Here is a 20,260-nt window from a genome sequence, read left to right as displayed (position 1 = left end):
ATAACTGACAACTGACAACTGATTTATTTTTCCCACAACGATCGCTCATGCTACACGCTGCAATGTTTGAGATTGTTTGAGTTGTTGTAAGTTAGCGCTACCAGTACAAAAGAGGACGGTGGTAATTTCGGCAATTAAGACTTCTGCAAGGGCGTGTAGGGTTGATTCGGAGTCGGCAGCTGCTCTGAGAAAAGGCATGGCAAGACCTGCCAGATCTGCTCCCAGGGCGATCGCTTTAGCAACTTCTAAGCCATGTCTCAACCCACCAGAGGCAATCAGAGGAATATTGGGGGCAACCTGTCGCACGTTGGTAATGCATTCTGCTGTAGGAATACCCCAATCGGCAAAGGTGAGTCCGAGGCGGCGTTGCATGGCTGTTTCTGCTCGTTCGCTTTCTACTTTTGCCCAGGACGTACCACCTGCACCCGCTACGTCAATGGCTGCAATTCCAGCATTGATTAGTTTTTGCGCCATGTCGCCTGAAATCCCATTACCGACTTCTTTGGCGATCGCAGGTACAGGCAACTTCTTACACAGTTTTTCAATTTTGTCAAGTAAGCCGCAGAAGTTGACATCACCTCTGGGTTGAATGCACTCTTGTAGGGGATTGAGATGCAAAATCAAGGCATCGGCTTCGAGGATGTCTACTACCCGCAAGCATTGTTCTAAGCCATATTCGTAGTTGAGTTGCACTGCACCCAAGTTAGCGAATAAGGGAATATCGGGAGCTAGCGATCGCACGGCGAATGTATCGGCAACTTGCGGTTTTTCCACTGCCACCCGTTGAGAACCTACACCCATCGCGATTTTGTAGTGTTGGGCAACTTCAGCCAAGCGTCGATTGATGATGCCTGCTTGCTCCGTACCCCCAGTCATGGAAGAAATTAGCAAGGGTGCGCCTAGTTTCTTACCTAAGAAGGTAGTCGTTAAGTTAATGTCACTGCGATTCAGTTCGGGTAAACAGGTATGGGTAAAGCGATAGCGTTCTAATCCATTTGTAATAGACTGGCATTGCACGTCTTGTTCGATGCAAATTCGTAGGTGGTCGGCTTTGCGAGATTGGGTGGCTGCGGGCAAATTGGTAGGAAGGTTCACAAGTTTGAATTAGAGCATCTTTTACTACCATTTTCTCAGTCTTGGGGAGAAGATGCAGGTAAGTTTTCATCCTGCTTGTTCTACTGTTTGCTGCAAGCTACTGTAACTCACGACTCGATCGCGACCGGAATGTTTAGCAGCATATAAGGCTCGATCGGCAGCACCGAGTAATTTTTCCTCTAAGATTGCATCTATTGGAAAAGTTGCATGACCGACGCTGACAGTGACATGAATCGAAAGTTCGGGAGAAATTGCGATCGCTTCAGCAGCCACAGCATGACGCAATCGTTCTGCGACAATTGCTGCACTATCGTTGAAAGTTTCAGGTAGAATCACGGCAAACTCTTCACCGCCATAACGCGCTACTACGTCCACGGGGCGAATTTCGCGTTTAATGATATCAGCAACGACTTTGAGTGCTTCGTCTCCTCCCTGGTGTCCGTGGGTGTCGTTGAGCTTTTTGAAATAATCGATATCTAACATAATTAAAGAGCAAGGATGCATGTAGCGATGCGATCGCTCGATCTCTGTTTTGAGTTTTTGGTTAAACTCGCGACGGTTAAAAACTCCAGTTAATCCATCCAAAGTTGCTAAATTTCTCAAGGCTGCCTGACTCTGTTCGAGTTTTTCCGCCATTTGATTAAACATCGTTGCTAGTTGTCCCAACTCATCTTGATTCGCTAGGACAATCCGGTAAGAAAGATCTTCCTCAGCTAGATGTTTAACTCCCTCTGCTAAAATTTGCAATGGGATTAATACAGAACGAGCTAAAGTTAAACTCGCGATCGCCGCTACTCCCAATCCTAAACCAAACACAACAACAACAATTCCCTTCACCCAAAGTTTGGTGTTTTGCGCTTGAGCGATGTTATCAGATATTTGCAAATGAGTGAGGAGTTCTTGCAATCGATCTAGAGCTTCTGTAGCCTGTTCGAGCTGTACGTCCAAACGCTTCTTTTCTTGGGCAGTCAACTTAGTTCTAGCTGGATGGGAATTAGTAAAAATCGCCTCACCGCTGATTTTAGCTTGTTGCCATGCTTTTTGAGCTACGAACAACAAGGCTGTTTTTTCTGGCGTATCGGTCGAGGTATTTAGAATTGTCACAAAAGCTTTATCTATTTCACCACTTATCCGCACAAAGCGATCGCGAGCATTTGGCGTACCGTAACTGAGATAATCATCAGCAGAAGTTGATGCCAGGACAATCAGTGATTCTAACTCGGTAACAGGAAATAGTTCCTCTAAAGTTGCGTTTTCATTTTTTTCAAACCGATTTAACGCTCCTTCTACCGAAATAAAAGTTCCACAACCAAGCAAAATCAACGGCAGCAGCATAGCTCCCATACCAAAGGCGAAGCGATTGCGGATGGAGGTACTCGAACCCCAGCAGAGTTTCATCAAGTTTGGCAGCTGCTAGCTTAGTTACATTTAGTTTGCCCGCAGCCACCTCAACTGTTTACTGTAATTACGCGGTGGTAATGTGTAATTTTCTTGTGAAATCATGAGAAGTCGTAAGTCGTAAGTCGTAAGTCGGAATTAACTGACAACTGATAACTGATAACTGATAACTGATAACTGATAACTGCTTACTGAATTTCCCGCAATAACTGCAAATGCTGGGATAATGGGGCAAGGGTATTTGCTGCGATCGCACCACTGGCGGCGACGGCGGGTAAACCGATACCAGGAAAGGTAGAATCACCGCAACACAATAACCCTGGAATCGGTGTAGTTGCACCAGGAAACAAACCTTTCCCCGCAGCAATGGCGGGACCGTAAGAACCTCGATGACGGCGCAAGTAACGAGCGTGAGTTAGGGGTGTACCTACCAAAGTTACCTCGCAACGGTTATCGATATCGGGAATAATGCGTCTTAAAGCTTGCCACATGACTTCTGCCCGTGCTTGTTTTTGACGGGTATACTCTTCACCTTTGCGATCCATTTCCTGCCATAAACTATAAGGTTCGCTACCAGGAGTGTAAGCATGAATGACGTGCTTTCCTAGTGGTGCTAGGGACGGATCTAAAACTGATGGAATCGATACCAATACGACATTTTGCGGTGCTGTGACTCCCCGTTCCCAATCGTTGACTACAATGTAATGACATGCTAAATCTGCCCGAATATTTGTAGCATCAATTCCCAAATGTAGGTGCATGAAACTGTCACACTCTGGAGTTGCCTGTCTTGCTTGCAAGGATTTGGGGATGGCATTCTGGGGAAGTAATTTCAGCGTGTCCCAGATAGAAGTGTTCGAGACGACGGCTCGTCTTGCATGTAATTCTTCACCACCACGCAATCGGACACCTGAAGCGCGTCCCGCTACTAAAATTTCCTCAACATGGGTATTCAGCATCAATTTACCCCCATGTTTTTCTAATCCCCGTACTAAGGCATCAACCAACGCCCCACTACCACCTAAAGGGTAATCTAACATCACTCCAGGTTTGTACCAGTCGGCAAACATAAATGCCGTTTCTGCCGCACTCGTGCCGCTTGCAGGTAGCCCAGAGAGGAGAAAACACAATAGATCTAGCCAGTTACGCACAAACGGATCGGTAACGACACCATCCATAATCTGACTGAATGCACCCGTCAGTTTAAAAGCACTACCAATATGAGGTAGCATTGCAGGCAGATATTGCCCTAGAGACACTATTGCACCTAAGTCGAAGCGTAAAGCAGTAGGAGGAATTGCCGTAGCAGCCTTGGCTAGAGGTTCTATAACTCGCTGAAGTTCGCGCCACTCGGCTACAGCTTTATCTCCTCGCAACCTTGCCAACACATCGCAAAATTGATCTGCACCTACCGTTGTATCGAAGTCACCTTCAGGCAAACAGCAACCCCAGGTATCGTAATTGACACAAGGTAAATCTTCGCCAATTGCATCTAAAACTTGTCGCAGTGGGTTAGGTGAAGGGCTGTAAGATAAACCGGAGTAGAGGGAAGGTCCAGAATCAAATTGAAAACCGTTGCGTTCAAAACCGTGCGCCGCACCCCCAGGTGTTGAGTAGCTTTCGCAGACAACAACATCAAATCCATACCGTGCCAAAGTTGCCGCACAGCTCAAACCACCAATACCGCTACCGATGACAATGACATCTGTTTTCACTGCTTGAAATTTCCTTGCGTGAGTCCCTGGTTGCGTAAAAGTTTTCTCTAGCTTACTTATCGGAATTATCTTTTTGCTGTTGACGGTGTTTTTCTAGCAATTGAGGAAAATGTTTCAAATCGTCAATTGATTGTGGTGCGGGATATACTTCTGTAGGGGGTTCAGCATGAACTTTATCCATAAAAACGCGAAATGCTTCATCGTCATCTCGGTGTTCGAGCATATATGCTAATAACTCTTTGCGAGTCATAGCTTGAAAATTAGGTATTGTCATATAAATCTCCAAAGTCCATTACTAAAGATTAAAACTGCTGTTTCTTCTCCTACCAAAAAGAACACTTCTCCTGTGCGTTCGTCTACACGGATTATGTATATAGGCAAGTACATTTTTGTCGCCCAATAGCTGAGGACGAAACAAGTAAACAATTGCGCTGTTGTAGGAATAACTTCTACTCCTTTGGACTCCTCACACTTAGTATCATGATAACTAAAACGTCAATACGGTACGAATTGATTCCCCTTTGTGCATCAAATCGAAGGCATCATTAATCTTTTCTATTGGCATTGTGTGAGTAATTAAATCGTCAATATTAATTTTTCCTTCCATATACCAATCGACAATTTTAGGTACATCTGTGCGTCCTCTCGCACCACCAAAAGCCGAGCCTTTCCAAACCCTCCCTGTGACTAATTGAAACGGACGAGTGCGAATTTCTTCACCCGCAGCCGCAACGCCAATAATAATACTTTCACCCCAACCTTTATGGCAGCATTCTAATGCTTGACGCATCACATTGACGTTGCCAATACATTCAAAACTATAATCAGCTCCGCCTTTGGTTAAATCTACTAAATAAGGAACTAAATCGCCTTCCACTTCTTTTGGATTGACAAAATGCGTCATCCCAAACTTTTCAGCGATCGCCCGTTTACTAGGATTAACATCTACGCCAACAATCATCTCTGCGCCTACCATGCGCGCTCCTTGGATGACGTTTAAACCAATTCCACCCAAACCAAAAACGACAACCTTTGAGCCTGGTTCGACTTTTGCCGTATAAACAACTGCACCAATACCCGTAGTTACACCACAACCGATGTAACAAACTTTGTCAAAAGGTGCATCTTCACGGATCTTGGCAACAGCAATTTCTGGTAGTACTGTATAGTTAGCGAAAGTCGATGTTCCCATGTAGTGGTGGAGCTTTGTGCTATTTAAGGAAAATCGACTCGTACCATCGGGCATCAACCCTTTGCCTTGAGTCACGCGAATGGCTTGACAGAGATTTGTTTTACGACTGAGACAATATTCGCACTGACGGCATTCGGGAGTATAAAGCGGAATGACGCGATCGCCCACTTTAACGCTCTTGACTCCTTCCCCTACTTCTACGACAACCCCAGCCCCTTCATGTCCTAAAATTGCCGGAAACAAGCCCTCTGGGTCTTTCCCAGAAAGAGTATAAGCATCGGTATGACAAACCCCAGTCGCTTTGATTTCGACTAAAACTTCCCCTGCTTGTGGTCCTTCTAGCTGTACGGTTTCCAGCTGCAATGGTTTTCCAGGTTCGTAGGCAACAGCTGCTCTGACATCCATAATTCATCCTCGCGATCGCTATGACTAGCTTACAGTTGTCAGTTATCAGTTGTCAGTTGTCGTAGGGGCGGGTTTTTTGAGCATAGCTGTACTAAGATCAACAGTTCTGCGGTTAAACCCGCCCGTACAGGAATCAGTTATCAGTTATCAGTTGTCAGTTGTCAGTTATCGGTTAATTCCAACTTACGACTTATGACTTACGACTTATTAGTAATCTATCCAAAGAAAGAGGAGAACGGGGGGCTATTTTGTCATTTTGAATACAGATTGAATACAGATATTTCCAGCGCTCAATTGCGTAGCATCACTAATTGTCTATCGCTAAAGTTTACCAATTTTATACCTGCATTTATGCGTAGGGGGCTGCTAAAGTGTCTATTACGAAGCGAGAATCTGGAAGTGCGATCGTCTTTGAAGCTCATAATGGTGGTGTAGTGGCATTCTGCCGTCAGGGAGCTTGTTATGTAAATCCTCTGTGTACGTCGGGTGTTAAGAGTAGTGTTTTATCTCTGATGCCGAAAGATGTAGTCTTAGAGGAGTTGCAAACAACATCTGAGTTCTTGGAATTGCTGGCAAAGAAGTAAAGGCTTATGTCGTTCTAGTGTGTTACGTAAGCGCGTAACGCACCAAGAACTGAGAGTGATGCGTTACGCGATCGTGCTAACGCATCCTATGTAGATTTCAAAAATTAAATACGAATTTTATATACGCCTAAGTTGTTAAATTTTTTCTTAATTTTTTGTTAAATAAAACACAATTTTGACTCCAAGAGATTTGGTGTTATGTAACGTTGATTATTTTTGACAATGGTTGGTTATTTTTGATACAAATTGTTCTGCGTTCTAATCCTTATGATGCGCTATGTCCGCGCAGCTTTAGGGGGATTTGAATGCCGAAAACGCTTTTCAAAGTCGATCTAACTAAGCCAATGGATCAGCAGGAACTCCCTGGACACAACCGCTGGCATCCTGATATTCCTGCCGTGGTTTCGGTGAACCCAGGTGATGTCTTCCGCATTGAATGCAAAGATTGGACGGACGGACAGATTAAAAATAACGATAATCCTGACGATATCCGCGATGTCGATTTAACGGTCGTCCACGTCTTGAGCGGTCCCATCTGGGTCAACGGCGCTCAACCAGGAGACATCTTGGTTGTCGATTTGCTCGATATTGGCGCTTTACAGGGTGATGAGTGGGGCTTTACGGGCATTTTTGCCAAAGACAACGGTGGTGGCTTTCTGACCGACCACTACCCCAATCATGCTAAGGCAATTTGGGATCTGGAGGGCATTTATACCAGTTCCCGTCACATCCCAGGCGTGCGGTTTGCTGGTATTACTCACCCTGGTTTAATTGGTTGCGCTCCCTCACACGACTTACTGGCAACATGGAACAAGCGGGAAGCAGAGTTAGTTTCAACAGCTCCCGATTTACGGACGTATGGAGCGGGATTAGCGGCGAATATGCCAGTTTATGCGGCTCTACCGAACCCCAAAAATGCCATTTTAGGACAGGTAGCACCAGGGGACTTCGATCGCATTGCGGCTGAAGGTGCGCGTACTGTTCCCCCTCGCGAACACGGTGGTAACTGCGATATCAAAAACCTTTCCAAAGGGACGCGGATTTATTTCCCCGTTTACGTGGAAGGGGCAAAATTGTCAATGGGAGATATTCATTTCTCGCAAGGAGACGGTGAAATCTCATTCTGTGGTGCAATTGAGATGTCTGGTTATATCGACCTGCATGTAGACATCATCAAGGGTGGCGTGGAAAAATATGGTATGGTCAACCCGATTTTCAAGCCAGGTCCCGTAGAACCGCGCTATTCGGAGTATCTCGTATTTGAAGGAATTTCTGTAGACGAATATACGGGCAAACAATACTTCATGGACGTACATATTGCCTATCGTCGCGCCTGTTTGAATGCGATCGAATATCTGAAAAAATTCGGTTTTACAGGCGAACAAGCTTATTTATTACTCAGTTGTGCGCCAGTAGAAGGAAGAGTCAGCGGCATCGTTGATATTCCCAATGCTTGCTGTACGTTAGCAATTCCAACAGAGATTTTCGATAAAAACATTTTACCTGTTTGAAATTGGTTGTTGGTTGTTAGTTGACGGTTGACGGTTGCTGACAACTGACTAAATTTCTTCAGTACGGGTGGGTTTAACCGCAGAATTATTGGTGACAATACAAGGAGCTTCGGCAAAACCCGCCCCTACAAATTTTGATTCCCGTACGGGTGGGTTTAACCGCAGAATTATTGGTGACAATACAAGGAGCTTCGGCAAAACCCGCCCCTACAAATTCTGATAACTGATAACTGATTATGCCTTTATACGAATTTCGGTGCGATGATTGTGGTGTATTTGATGAGTGGCGCGCGATCGCCGAATGCAATAATCCTGCCAATTGTCCGACTTGTGAAGAACCCGCCAAAAAAGTTTTTGCGCCACCGATGCTATTATCTAATTCTATTCGCCTGAAACAGGAATCAGAACCAAAGTTGGTGAAACGCGATCGCGAACCAGAACAACCCCGCTTGAGAAGTCATAACAATGGTCGTCCTTGGATGATTAACCATTAATGCTGTCTGTGAGTCCATAAGGTTGTGATAGACTCAGCATCAGATGAGTAGCCTATGCCAGCAATGCCTGTACAAACAAAAGCTGAAGTGCTGTCTCTCCTCCAAAAATATCAACAGGAGCTACACCGCTTTGGAGTTAGACGTTGTGGTGTTTTTGGCTCATTTGTACGTGACACCGCGATCCACGCTCGAAGTGATGTCGATATTTTGGTTGCTTTTGAGCCAGACCAGAAAACATTTGATAACTTTATACACCTTTCTTTTTTTCTAGAAGATCTTTTTGGCAGACCTGTCGATCTTATTACTATCGAGTCATTAAGCCCTTACATTGGTCCGCAGATTTTGAATGAGGTCGAGTATGTCTCCGTCGGCTTGTGAGTATTTACAGCACATTCTTGATGAAACGACCTACATCATGACGAGTTCTCAGAATTTAGACAAGGCAGCATTTGTGCGAGATGAAACACTGAAACGCCCTTACGTTCGGAGTATTGAAGTCATTGGGGAAGCAGTTAAACAGCTACCGGATGGGTTGCGTCAAAAATACAATGCCGTTGAGTGGCGGGCTATGGCAGGAATGCGCGATCGATTAATTCACAACTACTTCGGCGTTGATTATGACATTGTTTGGGATGTTGTAGTCAATAAAGTTCCTGTATTGGACGCTGAAATTAGGCTAATTCTTGAGCAAGAATATCTGTAAATTAAGGCTGTCAAAGTTAAGGTAACAGTTATATTTAGTCTTTCGCGGCATTATCTGCAACGTCTATTTTTATGAGCTTAACTTGTCAACAATTACTGCAAGAACATACCCAAGCATGGCAGGAAGCAACGATACATCCTTTCCTGCAAGAATGCCAGCAAGGGACAATTCAGCCACAACAGTTTAATACTTGGTTGGTACAAGACTATTTATTTGTGGTAGATTTTACCCGTTTTGTGGCGAGAATTTTGGCGATCGCACCCCCGCACGATTTCGATATTCTTTTGGCGGGGTTGAGCGCCCTCAAAGACGAACTCAACTGGTTCCAAGCTAAAGCCGCCGAACGCCAACTGCAACTCAATATTGACAAACAGACTACTTGTGTTGAGTATTGCAATTATATGCAAAGCTTATCTGCAATGCCCTATGCCGTACAAGCTACGGCACTTTGGGCGATCGAGTTAGCATACAATCAAGGTTGGCAGTTACCTGGAGCCATGCCCCCACCCTACACCGAATTTGCCGATCGCTGGGGCAACCCCGATTTTACGACTTACGTAGGCTACCTAGAACAGCAAGCAGACGCAGCCTTAAGCGAAGCCTCAGAGGAGGTGCAGCAACAAGCCACAGCAGCTTTCTTGAATATTGCTAGATTAGAAAAAGATTTCTGGCAAATGGCGTATAAAGTTGACGGCTGACAGTTGACAGTGAGAAGATTTTATGCACTGTAATATTTGTCACAGCGATCGAAAAGAAATCATCAGTCTTAAGATGGATGTTACATTGACGATCGCTCAAACGTAACGAATTTAATATTTAATAGAGTATAAATAGCTCTGCAAAGAAAACGCCAAAGAATTTAGATTAGGCGTAAGCTATGGATAACGCTCCCATTCTCAATGCTATTACGATTCTGGTTGTAGACGACGATAAACTCATGCGGCAGCACATGCGCCGAGTGATGGAGCAGGCTGGATATCAGGTCGTAGAAGCGCAGAATGGCGAACAGGCAATAGCAGCTTACACTCAGTTTCGTCCCAGTCTCGTACTGCTAGATGCCGTTATGCCTGTGATGGATGGGTTTGTCTGCTGTCGGCACTTGCGTAGTTTTCCCGATGGCGATAGCGTGCCAATATTAATCGTTACGAGGTTAGATGATGCAGAATCGCTGCAACTCGCTTTTGATGCGGGTGCAACTGATTTTATTACCAAACCAATTAACGACATAGTTTTACGGCAGCGAGTCCGGCATTTATTACAAGCTAGTCGGACAATGGCAGAATTACGCGCTTCTACGAACGCAGCCCAAGCATCGCGCCAACAAGTCACTAACATTTTAGAAAGTATCAGCGATGGCTTTTTTGCCTTAGATAATGAGTGGCGATTCACCTACATCAATCAACACGCCCAAGTATTTCTACAAAAAACGCGAGCAGAGTTAATTGGTAAAAATATTTGGGATGAGTTTCCCGAAGCAGTGGGGTCTACTTTTGACCAAGAATATCGCCAAGTCAGAGCGCAACAAATTGCAGTTGCTTTTGAAGAGTTTTATCCCCCGCTCAACACTTGGTTTGCCGTTCATGCCTATCCTGCTAAAAATGGCATATCAGTCTATTTTCAAAACATCAACGATCGCAAACGATTAGAGGCGATCGCCCGCACGCGAGAACAAGAACTGGCTGACTTCCTAGAGAATGCCAGTGTCGGCATACACTGGGTAGGAGCAGATGGAATTATTGTCTGGGCAAACCAAGCTGAATTAAATCTGCTCGGTTACACTCGCGAAGAGTACGTCGGACAACACATTGCCAAATTTCACGCCAATCGAGAAGTCATTGATGATATTTTGCAACGCCTCAATGCTGGCGAGACATTGTGCGACTACGAGGCGCGGTTGGTATGTAAAGATGGTTCAACCCGGGATGTATCGATCGGCTCTAACGTTTTTTGGAAAGACAAGCAATTTGTCCATACACGCTGCTTTACACGCGATATCACCGATCGCAAGCGGATGGAAACTCAACTGCAACAAACTATGCAGTTGCAACAAGCGATTCTCAATAGCGCTAACTATACGATAATTTCTACCAATGTTGACGGTACAGTCCTTACTTTTAATGCTGCTGCCGAGAAATTATTGGGCTATTCCGCCTCAGAAATTGTCGGTAAAACGACACCCGTAATTATTCACGATCGCGAAGAAGTCGTCAGTCGGGCGCGAGAATTAACTCAAGAGCTGGGAGTGATAATCGAACCTGGATTTGAGGTATTTGTTGCTAAGGCAAGACGGGGAGAACCAACCGAACAAGAATGGACTTACATTCGCAAAGATGGCAGCCGTTTCCCCGTTTTACTGTCAATTAGCGCCATGTACGATGCTAACGGTAAGATTACCGGGTTTTTAGGTATTGGGAGCGACATCACCGAACGCAAGCAAGCCGAAGTAGAACTGCAACGTCAAAATTTGCGATCGCAATTATTTGCCGAAATTACCCTGAAGATTCGTCAATCGCTCCAATTGGAATCGATCCTCCAAACGACCGTTAACGAAATTCAAAAATTCCTGCGAGCAGATCGGGTGATTATTTTTCGCTTATGGTTGGATGGTTCTGGAAATGTCGTGCGGGAAGCCGTAGTCAACGGCTATCCAGCCATTTTAGGACAACACATCTACGATCCTTGCTTTGGGGAGGAATACATTCAGAAATACAGACAAGGACGCATCAGCGCTATTCACGATGTCGAGCAAGCAGAAATGCACGCTTGTCACAAAGAACTTCTCCAACGATATGGAGTTCGAGCTAATCTTGTCGTGCCGATTTTCCTCAAGCGAGAACTCTGGGGTTTGCTGATTGCTCATCAATGTAGTGGTTCCCGTGTTTGGAGCAGTTTTGAAACCGAATTATTGCGCCAATTGAGCGATCAAATTGGTATTGCTCTCGCCCAAGCTCAAATGCTAGCTGAAGAAACCCGCTACGCGCAAGAACTCGCCCGTTCTAACGCGGAACTGCAACAATTTGCCTCGGTTGCTTCCCACGATTTGCAAGAGCCACTGCGCAAAATTCAAGCCTTTGGCAACCGCTTGAAAGCCAGTTGTGGAGATCTTCTCAACGAGCAAGGACGAGATTCTCTAGAACGAATGCAGAATGCAGCCGGACGGATGCAAACTCTGATTGACGATCTCTTGACGCTGTCCCGCGTCACGACTAAAGCGCAACCTTTTGTAACTGTCGATCTCAATCGAGTCGTAAAAGAAGTATTATCCGATCTAGAGGTGAGGATACAGCAGACTGGGGGTAAGGTGGAAGTTAATACCCTGCCTAAAATTGATGCCGACCCAGTACAGATGCAGCAGTTATTACAAAATCTGTTGAGTAATGCACTGAAGTTTCACAAACAAGACGCGCCTCCAGTGGTTAAGCTTTCCAGCCAACTATTCGATTCCCAACAACAACCAGTTACAGATGGGGCGATCGCCACATCGTGTCAAATTATGGTGGAGGATAATGGTATTGGTTTTGAGCAAAAGTATCTCGATCGGATCTTCAATGTCTTTCAACGCCTGCACAGTCGCAGTCAATACGAGGGTACAGGAATAGGACTAGCAATTTGCCGTAAAATTGTCGAACGGCATCAGGGCAATATTACAGCTCAAAGTAGTCCAGGGCAAGGAGCTAAATTTAGTGTTACTCTGCCAATTAAACAACTCGTAGGAGATAACTCGGAGTGAAAGGGCGACGCACCACTGTCACAATTCTCATGGCTGACGATGACGAAGACGATTGCATGTTGGCAAGAGAAGCGCTGGCAGAAAGTCGCTTGGCTAACGATCTCTATCTCGTGCGCGATGGTGAGGAATTAATGGATTACCTACATCAGCGCGGTCAATATACTGACCTGAAGCTTGCCCCTCGTCCAGGGTTGATTTTACTCGATCTCAACATGCCCAAGAAAGACGGACGCGAGGCACTACGGGAAATTAAGGCAGACCCGCAGTTAAAACATATACCAGTAGTGGTATTGACAACTTCCAAAGCAGAGGAAGATATTTATCGTAGTTATGAATTAGGCGCTAACTCTTACATCACGAAACCAGTTACTTTTGCTTCCTTAGTAGAGGTCATGAGGACTATCGGCAAATATTGGTTTGAAATTGTAGAACTACCACTGCGATCGGTGGGAAACGGGCATGGACACTGAGCGAGTCAAAGTACTTTTAGTTGATGACGACGAGGATGATTATGTCTTGACGCGGGACTGGTTGGCAGCAGCTCAAGGCACGACCTTCGATTTAGACTGGGTAAGTTCTTATGATGCGGCAATCGAGACGATCGCCCAGCGTCAACATGACATTTACTTGCTCGACTACCGTTTGGGCGATCGCAATGGTTTAGAATTGCTTCAAGCTGCCGTAGCTGAAGGTTGTGCCGCACCAATTATTTTACTTACGGGCAAAGGCGATCGCGAAATCGATATCGAGGCGATGAAGGCAGGAGCAGCCGACTATCTAGAAAAAACTCAGTTGAGCGCACCTTTACTAGAGCGTTCCATTCGCTACGCCCTCGAACGCCAGCACACTCAGCAACAAATCCGCGCCCAAGCCGAATTGCTCGATGTCGCCACCGATGCCATTATTGTTAGGTCGCTGGATGACAAAGTTTTATATTGGAACAAGGGAGCAGAACGTCTCTATGGTTGGCAAGCACAAGAGGCGATCGGGCAAAATCCTAACTTGTTAATCTACAACGAGAGTCTCGTCGATCAGCTGCTAGAGATTCACTCAGCCTTAAAGCAAACAGACACTTGGCAAGGCGAGTTACATCAAGTCACTAAAAACGAGAAACCAATTGTCGTCTACAGTCGTTGGACTTTAGTACGCGATCGCCACGCTCAGCCTAAGTCGATTCTTGTCGTCAATACTGATATTACTGAGAAAAAACTCTTAGAAGCTCAATTTTTACGCGCTCAACGTTTGGAAAGTATCGGCACTCTTGCCAGTGGCATTGCTCATGATTTAAACAATGTCTTAGCGCCAATTTTGATGACGGCTCAGCTATTGGAATCTCAGATGCACGACGAGCGCAGTCAGCGACTTTTGCCAATCGTGATTACCAATGCCAAACGGGGTGCGGCTCTAGTCAAACAGGTACTCTCTTTTGCACGGGGTTTGGAGGGAACGTATACAAACTTACAAATCAAGCACTTAATATCAGAAATTCGCCAAATCGCCAAACAAACCTTTCCAAAATCGATCGAGATTCAGACTAACATTGCCTCTAATTTGTGGTCTGTCTCTGGGGATGCGACTCAACTGCATCAAGTTTTAATGAATCTCTGCGTCAACGCTCGCGATGCCATGCCCAATGGTGGAATGTTGACAATTTCTGCCGAAAACTTTACAGCAGACGAACACTACGCCAGGATGAACTTGGAGGCAAAAGCTGGCTCCTATATCGTCGTTACCGTAAGCGATACAGGTATGGGAATGTCACTGGAAACCCAGGAAAGAATTTTTGAGCCATTTTTCACGACAAAAGAACTCGGTAAAGGTACGGGACTGGGATTATCCACTGTCATGGGTATTGTCAAAGGTCACAACGGATTTATTCATGTTTGGAGCGAACTCGGTAGAGGCACGGAATTTCAAATCTACCTACCAGCAGTAGCAGTTGTAGAATATCAGCGTCAGACAGAACAAAACACGCCTTACGGGGACGGTGAGTTAATTTTGGTTGTAGATGATGAAGCTGGCGTGCGCGAGGCAACAAAAACTTCTCTAGAGACTTTTAATTATAAAGTTGTTACTGCTAGTGACGGAATAGAGGCGATCGCCACCTACGCCGAACACCGCGATCGGATAGATTTAATCTTAATTGATATGCTCATGCCTGCAATGGACGGTATTACCACAATACGTACTATCCAAAAACTCAATCCCCAAACTAAAATTATTGCCACCAGTGGTTTAGCCGCTCAAGACAAGTTTCATGGAATGACAGACGTAGAAGTAAAAGCCTTTTTAGCAAAACCCTACACCGCTCAAGAATTATTGCAAACAATTAAACAAGCTCTATGCTCGCAACCAGTTGGTTGTTAGTCATTGGTTGACAGTAGACAGTAAGAGAGTGGTGCGTGGTGCGTGAGCAGAGGTCACTGATAACTGATAACTGATAACTGATTAATATCCGCCTAAAATTCCGCGTTTCTTGGCTTGGCGTTCTGCTAGTCGGAATAGTGCTAATCCTATAGCAAAATATACGACTCCATTGATGAAAGCGATCGCTAATTGAGTTAAATTTAAACTTTCTCCGCGTGCCATCAAAGCTCGTAATATGCCTGCACTTGGAGTAATTGGTAATAGATTTGCTAAAACTTGGGAAAATCCCGTCGATGCTTCTATGGGAGTAGCTAGGAGAAATAATAAGCCAAATTGAAATATGACTTGTAATTGGCTCACCTGCTTAAATAATAAAGCTAAAGCTCCAATTATAAAAGCAATCCCATTCGCTCCCATCAATACAGTTATGAGAGGTAAAAGTAACGTAGGAGGAAAATCGAGACGGCTGCCAGTTAAGAGCATTATAGTTAATAAAATACTCAAAACAAAAGCTACTTGCAACGTTACCGCTGCTAGCGAGCGAATTAAAAATACTTTGACTGCCCCGAATTGAGATAGAAAAAGTTGTTCGAGCGTACCAGTTTGAGCTTCATACTGAATTCTATTAGCAACGTTGCCCATAATAAATAAAACTAAGCTCCAAAGTACGTAGCCAATGACTATTGAATCTAAGCGATCGCCTAGTTGAAAATTCGCACCAGCAACGTAACGAGCGCTCAAAAATAATCCATAAAAAATCGAAACAGTAACTATAATAATACCAACAACTTCGATTGGATAGCGACGTTGTAAAATCCAAGTTCGTTTTAATTCTGCAAAAAATAACTCAATCATTAATGTTATTACCTTGTTTCACAATCTGTAAAAATATTTCTGTCAAATTAGCTTGTTTTACCACAGATTGAATTGGTAAAGGCTGGAGAATAGTAAAAACTTTATATAGTAATTCCGAGCGATCGATATAAATAAATCTTCTGGATTCAATCTCTAACCCAAGTGTTTCTAATTCCAACATTCTTGTTTCATCTAAAGCGGCTTCCATTTCAATTTTGTAAGCCGTACCAGAAAATTGTTGAATCAATTTTTGTGTGGGTGCTTCTGCTAAGATCTCGCCTTTTTGAATAATAGCAATTCGGTCTGATAAAATTTCTGCTATTTGTAATTGGTGAGTTGTCAGCAAGATAGCACAACCAGTGGCAGCAATTTCGCGAACGAGAATTTTTACATCCTCAGTTGCTTCTACATCTAATCCTAAAGTCGGTTCATCTAATAATAAAAGTTTAGGACGATGAACTAAGGCTACAGCAAATGCTAATTTCTGTTGCATTCCCCGTGAAAGTTGTTCTACTGGCGTACGGCGCTTAGCTAATAAGTCAAATTTTTCTAAAAGATCTCTTCCGGCAAAACGTGCTTCGCGTCGAGTTAGTCCTTTTAATACGCCAAAATATTCTAAATTTTCCTCTGGAGTTAATCGCCAGTAAAGGTTGCGATTCCCTTCTAAAACTGCACCCAGGTTTTGTAACGCTGAAGCATTACGGTGAGGATCTCTACCTACAATTCTGACCGAACCAGAATCAGGCTGAATTAAACCTGCCATCATTTTGATACTCGTTGTTTTACCTGCACCATTGGGACCAAGAAAAGCTAATATTTCTCCTGGGTAGATGGTTAAGGAAACATCCTTCACTGCTGGTACATTTTGTTTGTTGCGGCGGAAAGTTTTTTTGAGATTATACGCTTCTAAGGCTTTCATAAAAAATTAGTGTGTAGGGTGAGCAACGCCCACCCTACAATTGATATTAAATACTTTTCAAAATTTGGTCTTCGGTAGCATATTGTGTAGTGTGTAGGGTGGGCAACGCCCACCTTACAATTGATATTAAATACTTTTCAAAATTTGGTCTTCGGTAGCATAGTCTAGTAATTCTTTTCCAGTCCACGGAGAAATTTCTGTTGGTGGGTGCGATCGCTGCCAGTCAATTGTTGTTTTGAGCGCCTGCTCTAGTGAGACAATTTCGCTATAACCGAGTTCTTGCCGAATGCGGGTTGTATCTACAAACCAGTGTTGAGCCGTGTTGTATGGTAGGTTCCAGTCTGTCGGTAAAGATTCTGTGGCAACAGTTACGATTTTGCCTTGCCAGCCTGCGACTCGTCCAACTCTGCTCAGTCTTTCCGCCTCGGTTAATTCTGTATCTGCAACATGATAAATACGTCCCTTAGCATGTTCGTTTGTGGCTGCCAAAGCGATCGCGTGAGCAACATTCTCTACATACCCATAGGAACCGCGCCATTGAGCTAGGCTTTCTGGCAAGACGATCGCCGGACGGTTTTCATCCATTCGCTTTAAGTAGGGAAATAGACGGTTGAGAGGATCTTGCGTCCCATAAACCATTGGTAACCGTACAATTGTACCAGGTAAATCGGGATAATTCATCACCACCCGTTCGACCAAAATCTTTTCATAATCTGCGGGAGCGTTCAGCGGTCTTTCAGCCATTTCCCGAAATAAATGTAGTTGCTGGCGCAAGGCTGAATTTTCAGTTAGGGGAACCGACTCAACTGGAGTCGATTCAATTTGCAAAAATACTGCATAAGCGCGATAGACATCCATACTACTAATAGCAACAACGCGCTCTGCAATATTCTGAAATACATTCATCAGCGCGATCGCATCTGCCTCGGTGTAGGGAAACATATCGACGACAACTTGAGGCGAAAGGCGCTCGAATTCGCTTTTCATCTGGGTAAGCTCGGAGCGATCGCCTAGTAAATGCTGTATTCCCTCGGGTAACTCTGCTGCTGTTTTTCCCCGATGGAAAACGGCGACTTCGTGTCCCATTGCGGACAATTGCCTGACTACAGGAGGACCAATAAAATTCGTTCCTCCGAGCGCTAAAATTTTCATATTTACTCCTTGATAAAAAAGTCAAAAGTCAAAAGTTAAAAGGCAAAACGACAGATTACCAACGATCGATGACCAATGACCTATCTAGGTGTTTTTTGAATGACATTGTCAATTAATCCATAATCTTTTGCTGCTTCAGCGTCAAGATAAAAGTCTCGTGCTGTATCGAATTTGATTTGTGCTATTGACTGACCAGTGTTAGCAGCAAGTATGCGATTAACTGTTTCTCTTAAATGCGCAATTTCTCTAGCTGCGACTTCAATATCGTTAGTTATTCCTTGAGTGTTACCTAATGGTTGTGCGATTGCAATTCGTGCATTTGGTAAAGCCGATCTTTTCCCTTTAGTGCCGGAAGAAAGTAATAATGTAGCCATTCCCTTTGCGGTTCCAATACAGACGGTACATATATCCGCCTGAATTTGAGTCATTGTATCGTAGATAGTCAATGCAGCCGGAGCTAAACCATCTGAACTGTTGATATATAGAAAAATATCTCGTTCTGCATCTTCTGTATCGAGAAATAGCATCTGTGCCACAATTGAATTAGCTATTTCTTCTGTAACCTCCCCTCTTAAAAAAATAACTCTTTTAGCTAACAAGGTAGAGTAAATATTGAAATCGAACTCTCGACCATCTGAAGTTTGAGAAAAAAAAATATGCGATCGCTCAGAAAAACTCATTTTTATAACCTCTTGATTCAAGCTTAAATCTTGCCTTGAGGCGGATAGTTAAAACTCTAAATTTGTAATGACTCGATCGGCGATGAAAGTAATAGATAGTCGAATTTAGTTACTCGCGATCGTCAAAAAAGGCTTGCCAAAACATTTGGCAATTGTCGATCGAGCTTGTCATTCCAACCACCGTTCAGCAAAGAATGGAAAATGACACTTGCGGAAATTTGAAAAACACCAATATGCGTAGATGAAAACGTACAACTTGGTGCGATCGCCTCTACAGCTTGAGGCACTGCATTGAGATTCCCCAACCTCTTTAAAAAGAAAGCATCTGTCTCCCCCTTGTTAATGGGATTTAGGGGAGATCGAGATCTCTGGTTACAAATGCGTACCTCCTGTAACTGAGGTGTTGCGTAACTCAACTCGCGGTGTTCTAGTTGAAGTTGCGTCCCACCATCAACAGGTGTCAGCGTCCAAATCACAATCGAAGGCTGATTCATATAACTATCCTGCCAAGTGTAAGAAAGTCGTTTTGGTGCGTCAATTTCTAAAACTTCGCAGCAGATAACACCATCTAAGCCTGGTAGGGAATGGGTGTGAAATTGAAATTTGTGACCGATCTGCGGCTCAAAATCATTGTCCATCAACCATGTGGCAAGCGATCGCCTCTCGGTGAGTCCCCGCCAAACTTGCTGCGGTGAGTAAGGATAGAAAACTTCGGTCTTTAATCCTCTGAGCATGGGTTATTCTCCAAATATGCACCGAGAGCGGCTAATTTCTCTTGCCAGAACTGTTCGTAATGCGACACCCATTCCGACACCTGTTTTAAAGGTGCAGGATTTAACTGATAGAGGCGCTGCCGTCCTTCCCGCCGTTGGGTAACTAAGCCGACTTCACACAACACCTGCAAATGCTGAGAGATGGCTGGTAGAGACATGGCAAAAGGTTCAGCCAGTTGTTTCACTGGTTGTTCGCCGTCACGTAAGCGATCCAACAACGCTCGTCGTGTCGGATCGGCGATCGCCTGAAAAATATCTCCACCCGCCGCGGGTCTACTCATACTTTATTTAAGCATTTACTTAAATAATAGAATATATAAGCTTTTACTTAAATGTCAAGGGATGGAGGCGTAAAATTCCGCGTCTTGACTTTGTAGGTCTTTGTTTAAGTTTTACAGCTAAGACATAAATACAATGCTGATTTGAGTCATAAAACATCTAATTAAAAAACGCTTTTACTACGATTCGTATTTGGTCGATGACCAATAACTAATCAGCGATCGATGACAGTCTTAATACCGATACTATTTCTCTTTATTTTTGTCCAAAATTCGCTCTCCACTGGTTCCCTTTTTTACAAGGAGAGTTAGGGTATTTGCTGCGGCATATCTTTGTGACATATAGTCTGTGACATATAGTTGCAAAGAACTGGTATAAGTCCGTCTCAGTTTGGAATTACTACATTAA

22 protein-coding genes are annotated in these 20,260 nt (G+C 44.2%); 9 read left to right on the top strand and 13 right to left on the bottom strand.

Going from position 1 to position 20,260, the window contains the following annotated elements; genetic code table 11:
* Positions 1-45 precede the first annotated feature (45 nt).
* The 6 genes from fni to QH73_RS18595 form a co-directional block, all read right to left on the bottom strand.
* Positions 46-1,095, bottom strand: a complete 1,050-nt coding sequence (gene fni / locus QH73_RS18615) for a type 2 isopentenyl-diphosphate Delta-isomerase (RefSeq protein WP_039715952.1) — start codon at positions 1,093-1,095, stop codon at positions 46-48.
* Between the two features lie 66 nt (positions 1,096-1,161).
* Positions 1,162-2,493: a diguanylate cyclase gene (locus QH73_RS18610; protein WP_052290092.1), complete on the bottom strand. Its 1,332-nt coding sequence runs from the start codon at positions 2,491-2,493 to the stop codon at positions 1,162-1,164.
* Between the two features lie 188 nt (positions 2,494-2,681).
* Entirely contained in the window at positions 2,682-4,208 is a 1,527-nt protein-coding gene (locus QH73_RS18605; RefSeq protein WP_039715953.1) for a phytoene desaturase family protein, read from the bottom strand.
* Positions 4,209-4,260: 52 nt separating this feature from the next.
* The gene (locus QH73_RS18600; RefSeq protein ID WP_039715954.1) at positions 4,261-4,482 is read right to left on the bottom strand and encodes a DUF6887 family protein; all 222 of its coding nucleotides are present in this window, start codon (positions 4,480-4,482) and stop codon (positions 4,261-4,263) included.
* The gene (locus tag QH73_RS29335) at positions 4,479-4,652 is read right to left on the bottom strand and encodes a DUF6888 family protein (protein WP_374189047.1); all 174 of its coding nucleotides are present in this window, start codon (positions 4,650-4,652) and stop codon (positions 4,479-4,481) included. The genes QH73_RS18600 and QH73_RS29335 overlap by 4 nt, the downstream gene beginning before the upstream one ends.
* A 43-nt stretch (positions 4,653-4,695) precedes the next feature.
* Complete coding sequence (locus tag QH73_RS18595; protein WP_039715955.1) at positions 4,696-5,805, bottom strand: S-(hydroxymethyl)glutathione dehydrogenase/class III alcohol dehydrogenase; 1,110 nt, start codon at positions 5,803-5,805, stop codon at positions 4,696-4,698.
* A gap of 371 nt (positions 5,806-6,176) precedes the next feature.
* Here QH73_RS18595 and QH73_RS18590 point away from each other — a divergent pair, with 371 nt between their 5' ends.
* Together QH73_RS18590 and fmdA are read left to right on the top strand one after the other, a co-directional pair.
* Complete coding sequence (locus tag QH73_RS18590; protein ID WP_015153668.1) at positions 6,177-6,389, top strand: hypothetical protein; 213 nt, start codon at positions 6,177-6,179, stop codon at positions 6,387-6,389.
* Positions 6,390-6,694: 305 nt separating this feature from the next.
* Entirely contained in the window at positions 6,695-7,900 is a 1,206-nt protein-coding gene (gene fmdA, locus QH73_RS18585) for a formamidase (protein WP_039715956.1), read from the top strand.
* Between the two features lie 48 nt (positions 7,901-7,948).
* Here the strand turns inward: fmdA and QH73_RS18580 are convergent, their stop codons facing one another.
* Positions 7,949-8,098, bottom strand: a complete 150-nt coding sequence (locus QH73_RS18580) for a hypothetical protein (RefSeq protein WP_165587732.1) — start codon at positions 8,096-8,098, stop codon at positions 7,949-7,951.
* Between the two features lie 38 nt (positions 8,099-8,136).
* Between QH73_RS18580 and QH73_RS18575 the strand changes: the two genes are divergently transcribed.
* The 7 genes from QH73_RS18575 (at position 8,137) to QH73_RS18545 (ending at position 15,194) form a co-directional block, all read left to right on the top strand.
* On the top strand, positions 8,137-8,394 hold the full coding sequence (locus QH73_RS18575) for an FmdB family zinc ribbon protein (protein ID WP_039715957.1): 258 nt from the start codon (positions 8,137-8,139) through the stop codon (positions 8,392-8,394).
* 54 nt (positions 8,395-8,448) lie between these two features.
* A complete protein-coding gene (locus tag QH73_RS18570; RefSeq protein ID WP_201278218.1) occupies positions 8,449-8,772 on the top strand; it encodes a nucleotidyltransferase family protein in 324 nt (107 codons plus the stop codon).
* Positions 8,753-9,097, top strand: a complete 345-nt coding sequence (locus tag QH73_RS18565; protein ID WP_039715958.1) for a HepT-like ribonuclease domain-containing protein — start codon at positions 8,753-8,755, stop codon at positions 9,095-9,097. The genes QH73_RS18570 and QH73_RS18565 overlap by 20 nt, the downstream gene beginning before the upstream one ends.
* A 71-nt stretch (positions 9,098-9,168) precedes the next feature.
* Positions 9,169-9,795 (top strand): TenA family protein, encoded by a 627-nt coding sequence (locus QH73_RS18560; protein WP_039715959.1) that lies wholly within the window; start codon positions 9,169-9,171, stop codon positions 9,793-9,795.
* A 179-nt stretch (positions 9,796-9,974) separates the two neighbouring features.
* Positions 9,975-12,827, top strand: coding sequence for a PAS domain S-box protein (locus tag QH73_RS18555; RefSeq protein WP_039715960.1), 2,853 nt, complete (start codon positions 9,975-9,977; stop codon positions 12,825-12,827).
* Complete coding sequence (locus QH73_RS18550) at positions 12,824-13,297, top strand: response regulator (RefSeq protein WP_309476507.1); 474 nt, start codon at positions 12,824-12,826, stop codon at positions 13,295-13,297. The genes QH73_RS18555 and QH73_RS18550 overlap by 4 nt, the downstream gene beginning before the upstream one ends.
* On the top strand, positions 13,287-15,194 hold the full coding sequence (locus tag QH73_RS18545; protein WP_039715961.1) for a hybrid sensor histidine kinase/response regulator: 1,908 nt from the start codon (positions 13,287-13,289) through the stop codon (positions 15,192-15,194). The genes QH73_RS18550 and QH73_RS18545 overlap by 11 nt, the downstream gene beginning before the upstream one ends.
* An 81-nt stretch (positions 15,195-15,275) precedes the next feature.
* Here the strand turns inward: QH73_RS18545 and QH73_RS18540 are convergent, their stop codons facing one another.
* The 6 genes from QH73_RS18540 to QH73_RS18515 all read right to left on the bottom strand — a co-directional run bounded on the left by QH73_RS18540 (position 15,276) and on the right by QH73_RS18515 (position 19,854).
* Complete coding sequence (locus tag QH73_RS18540) at positions 15,276-16,049, bottom strand: ABC transporter permease (RefSeq protein ID WP_039715962.1); 774 nt, start codon at positions 16,047-16,049, stop codon at positions 15,276-15,278.
* Complete coding sequence (locus QH73_RS18535; RefSeq protein ID WP_039715963.1) at positions 16,042-16,968, bottom strand: ABC transporter ATP-binding protein; 927 nt, start codon at positions 16,966-16,968, stop codon at positions 16,042-16,044. The genes QH73_RS18540 and QH73_RS18535 overlap by 8 nt, the downstream gene beginning before the upstream one ends.
* Before the next feature lie 126 nt (positions 16,969-17,094).
* Positions 17,095-18,120: an NAD-dependent epimerase/dehydratase family protein gene (locus QH73_RS18530; protein ID WP_039715964.1), complete on the bottom strand. Its 1,026-nt coding sequence runs from the start codon at positions 18,118-18,120 to the stop codon at positions 17,095-17,097.
* Positions 18,121-18,200: 80 nt separating this feature from the next.
* Positions 18,201-18,800, bottom strand: coding sequence for an ATP-dependent Clp protease proteolytic subunit (locus tag QH73_RS18525; protein WP_039715965.1), 600 nt, complete (start codon positions 18,798-18,800; stop codon positions 18,201-18,203).
* A gap of 122 nt (positions 18,801-18,922) precedes the next feature.
* On the bottom strand, positions 18,923-19,534 hold the full coding sequence (locus QH73_RS18520; RefSeq protein WP_039715966.1) for an SRPBCC family protein: 612 nt from the start codon (positions 19,532-19,534) through the stop codon (positions 18,923-18,925).
* Entirely contained in the window at positions 19,519-19,854 is a 336-nt protein-coding gene (locus QH73_RS18515; protein ID WP_039715967.1) for an ArsR/SmtB family transcription factor, read from the bottom strand. The genes QH73_RS18520 and QH73_RS18515 overlap by 16 nt, the downstream gene beginning before the upstream one ends.
* Between the last annotated feature and the right edge of the window lie 406 nt (positions 19,855-20,260).

The sequence above is a fragment of the Scytonema millei VB511283 genome, from assembly GCF_000817735.3.
Taxonomy (GTDB): Bacteria; Cyanobacteriota; Cyanobacteriia; order Cyanobacteriales; family Chroococcidiopsidaceae; genus Chroococcidiopsis; species Chroococcidiopsis millei_B.
The sequence above is the reverse complement of the archived record's forward strand: the minus strand, read 5'-3'. Positions and strand labels throughout refer to the sequence as shown.

Coding starts and splice junctions, on each gene's coding strand:
- QH73_RS18610 (WP_052290092.1), bottom strand. CDS start 2,493: ATGAAACTCTGCTGGGGTTCGAGTACCTCCATCCGCAATCGCTTCGCC.
- QH73_RS18600 (WP_039715954.1), bottom strand. CDS start 4,482: ATGACAATACCTAATTTTCAAGCTATGACTCGCAAAGAGTTATTAGCA.
- QH73_RS18595 (WP_039715955.1), bottom strand. CDS start 5,805: ATGGATGTCAGAGCAGCTGTTGCCTACGAACCTGGAAAACCATTGCAG.
- fmdA (WP_039715956.1), top strand. CDS start 6,695: ATGCCGAAAACGCTTTTCAAAGTCGATCTAACTAAGCCAATGGATCAG.
- QH73_RS18575 (WP_039715957.1), top strand. CDS start 8,137: ATGCCTTTATACGAATTTCGGTGCGATGATTGTGGTGTATTTGATGAG.
- QH73_RS18570 (WP_201278218.1), top strand. CDS start 8,449: ATGCCAGCAATGCCTGTACAAACAAAAGCTGAAGTGCTGTCTCTCCTC.
- QH73_RS18565 (WP_039715958.1), top strand. CDS start 8,753: ATGTCTCCGTCGGCTTGTGAGTATTTACAGCACATTCTTGATGAAACG.
- QH73_RS18560 (WP_039715959.1), top strand. CDS start 9,169: ATGAGCTTAACTTGTCAACAATTACTGCAAGAACATACCCAAGCATGG.
- QH73_RS18555 (WP_039715960.1), top strand. CDS start 9,975: ATGGATAACGCTCCCATTCTCAATGCTATTACGATTCTGGTTGTAGAC.
- QH73_RS18545 (WP_039715961.1), top strand. CDS start 13,287: ATGGACACTGAGCGAGTCAAAGTACTTTTAGTTGATGACGACGAGGAT.
- QH73_RS18540 (WP_039715962.1), bottom strand. CDS start 16,049: ATGATTGAGTTATTTTTTGCAGAATTAAAACGAACTTGGATTTTACAA.
- QH73_RS18535 (WP_039715963.1), bottom strand. CDS start 16,968: ATGAAAGCCTTAGAAGCGTATAATCTCAAAAAAACTTTCCGCCGCAAC.
- QH73_RS18530 (WP_039715964.1), bottom strand. CDS start 18,120: ATGAAAATTTTAGCGCTCGGAGGAACGAATTTTATTGGTCCTCCTGTA.
- QH73_RS18525 (WP_039715965.1), bottom strand. CDS start 18,800: ATGAGTTTTTCTGAGCGATCGCATATTTTTTTTTCTCAAACTTCAGAT.
- QH73_RS18520 (WP_039715966.1), bottom strand. CDS start 19,534: ATGCTCAGAGGATTAAAGACCGAAGTTTTCTATCCTTACTCACCGCAG.
- QH73_RS18515 (WP_039715967.1), bottom strand. CDS start 19,854: ATGAGTAGACCCGCGGCGGGTGGAGATATTTTTCAGGCGATCGCCGAT.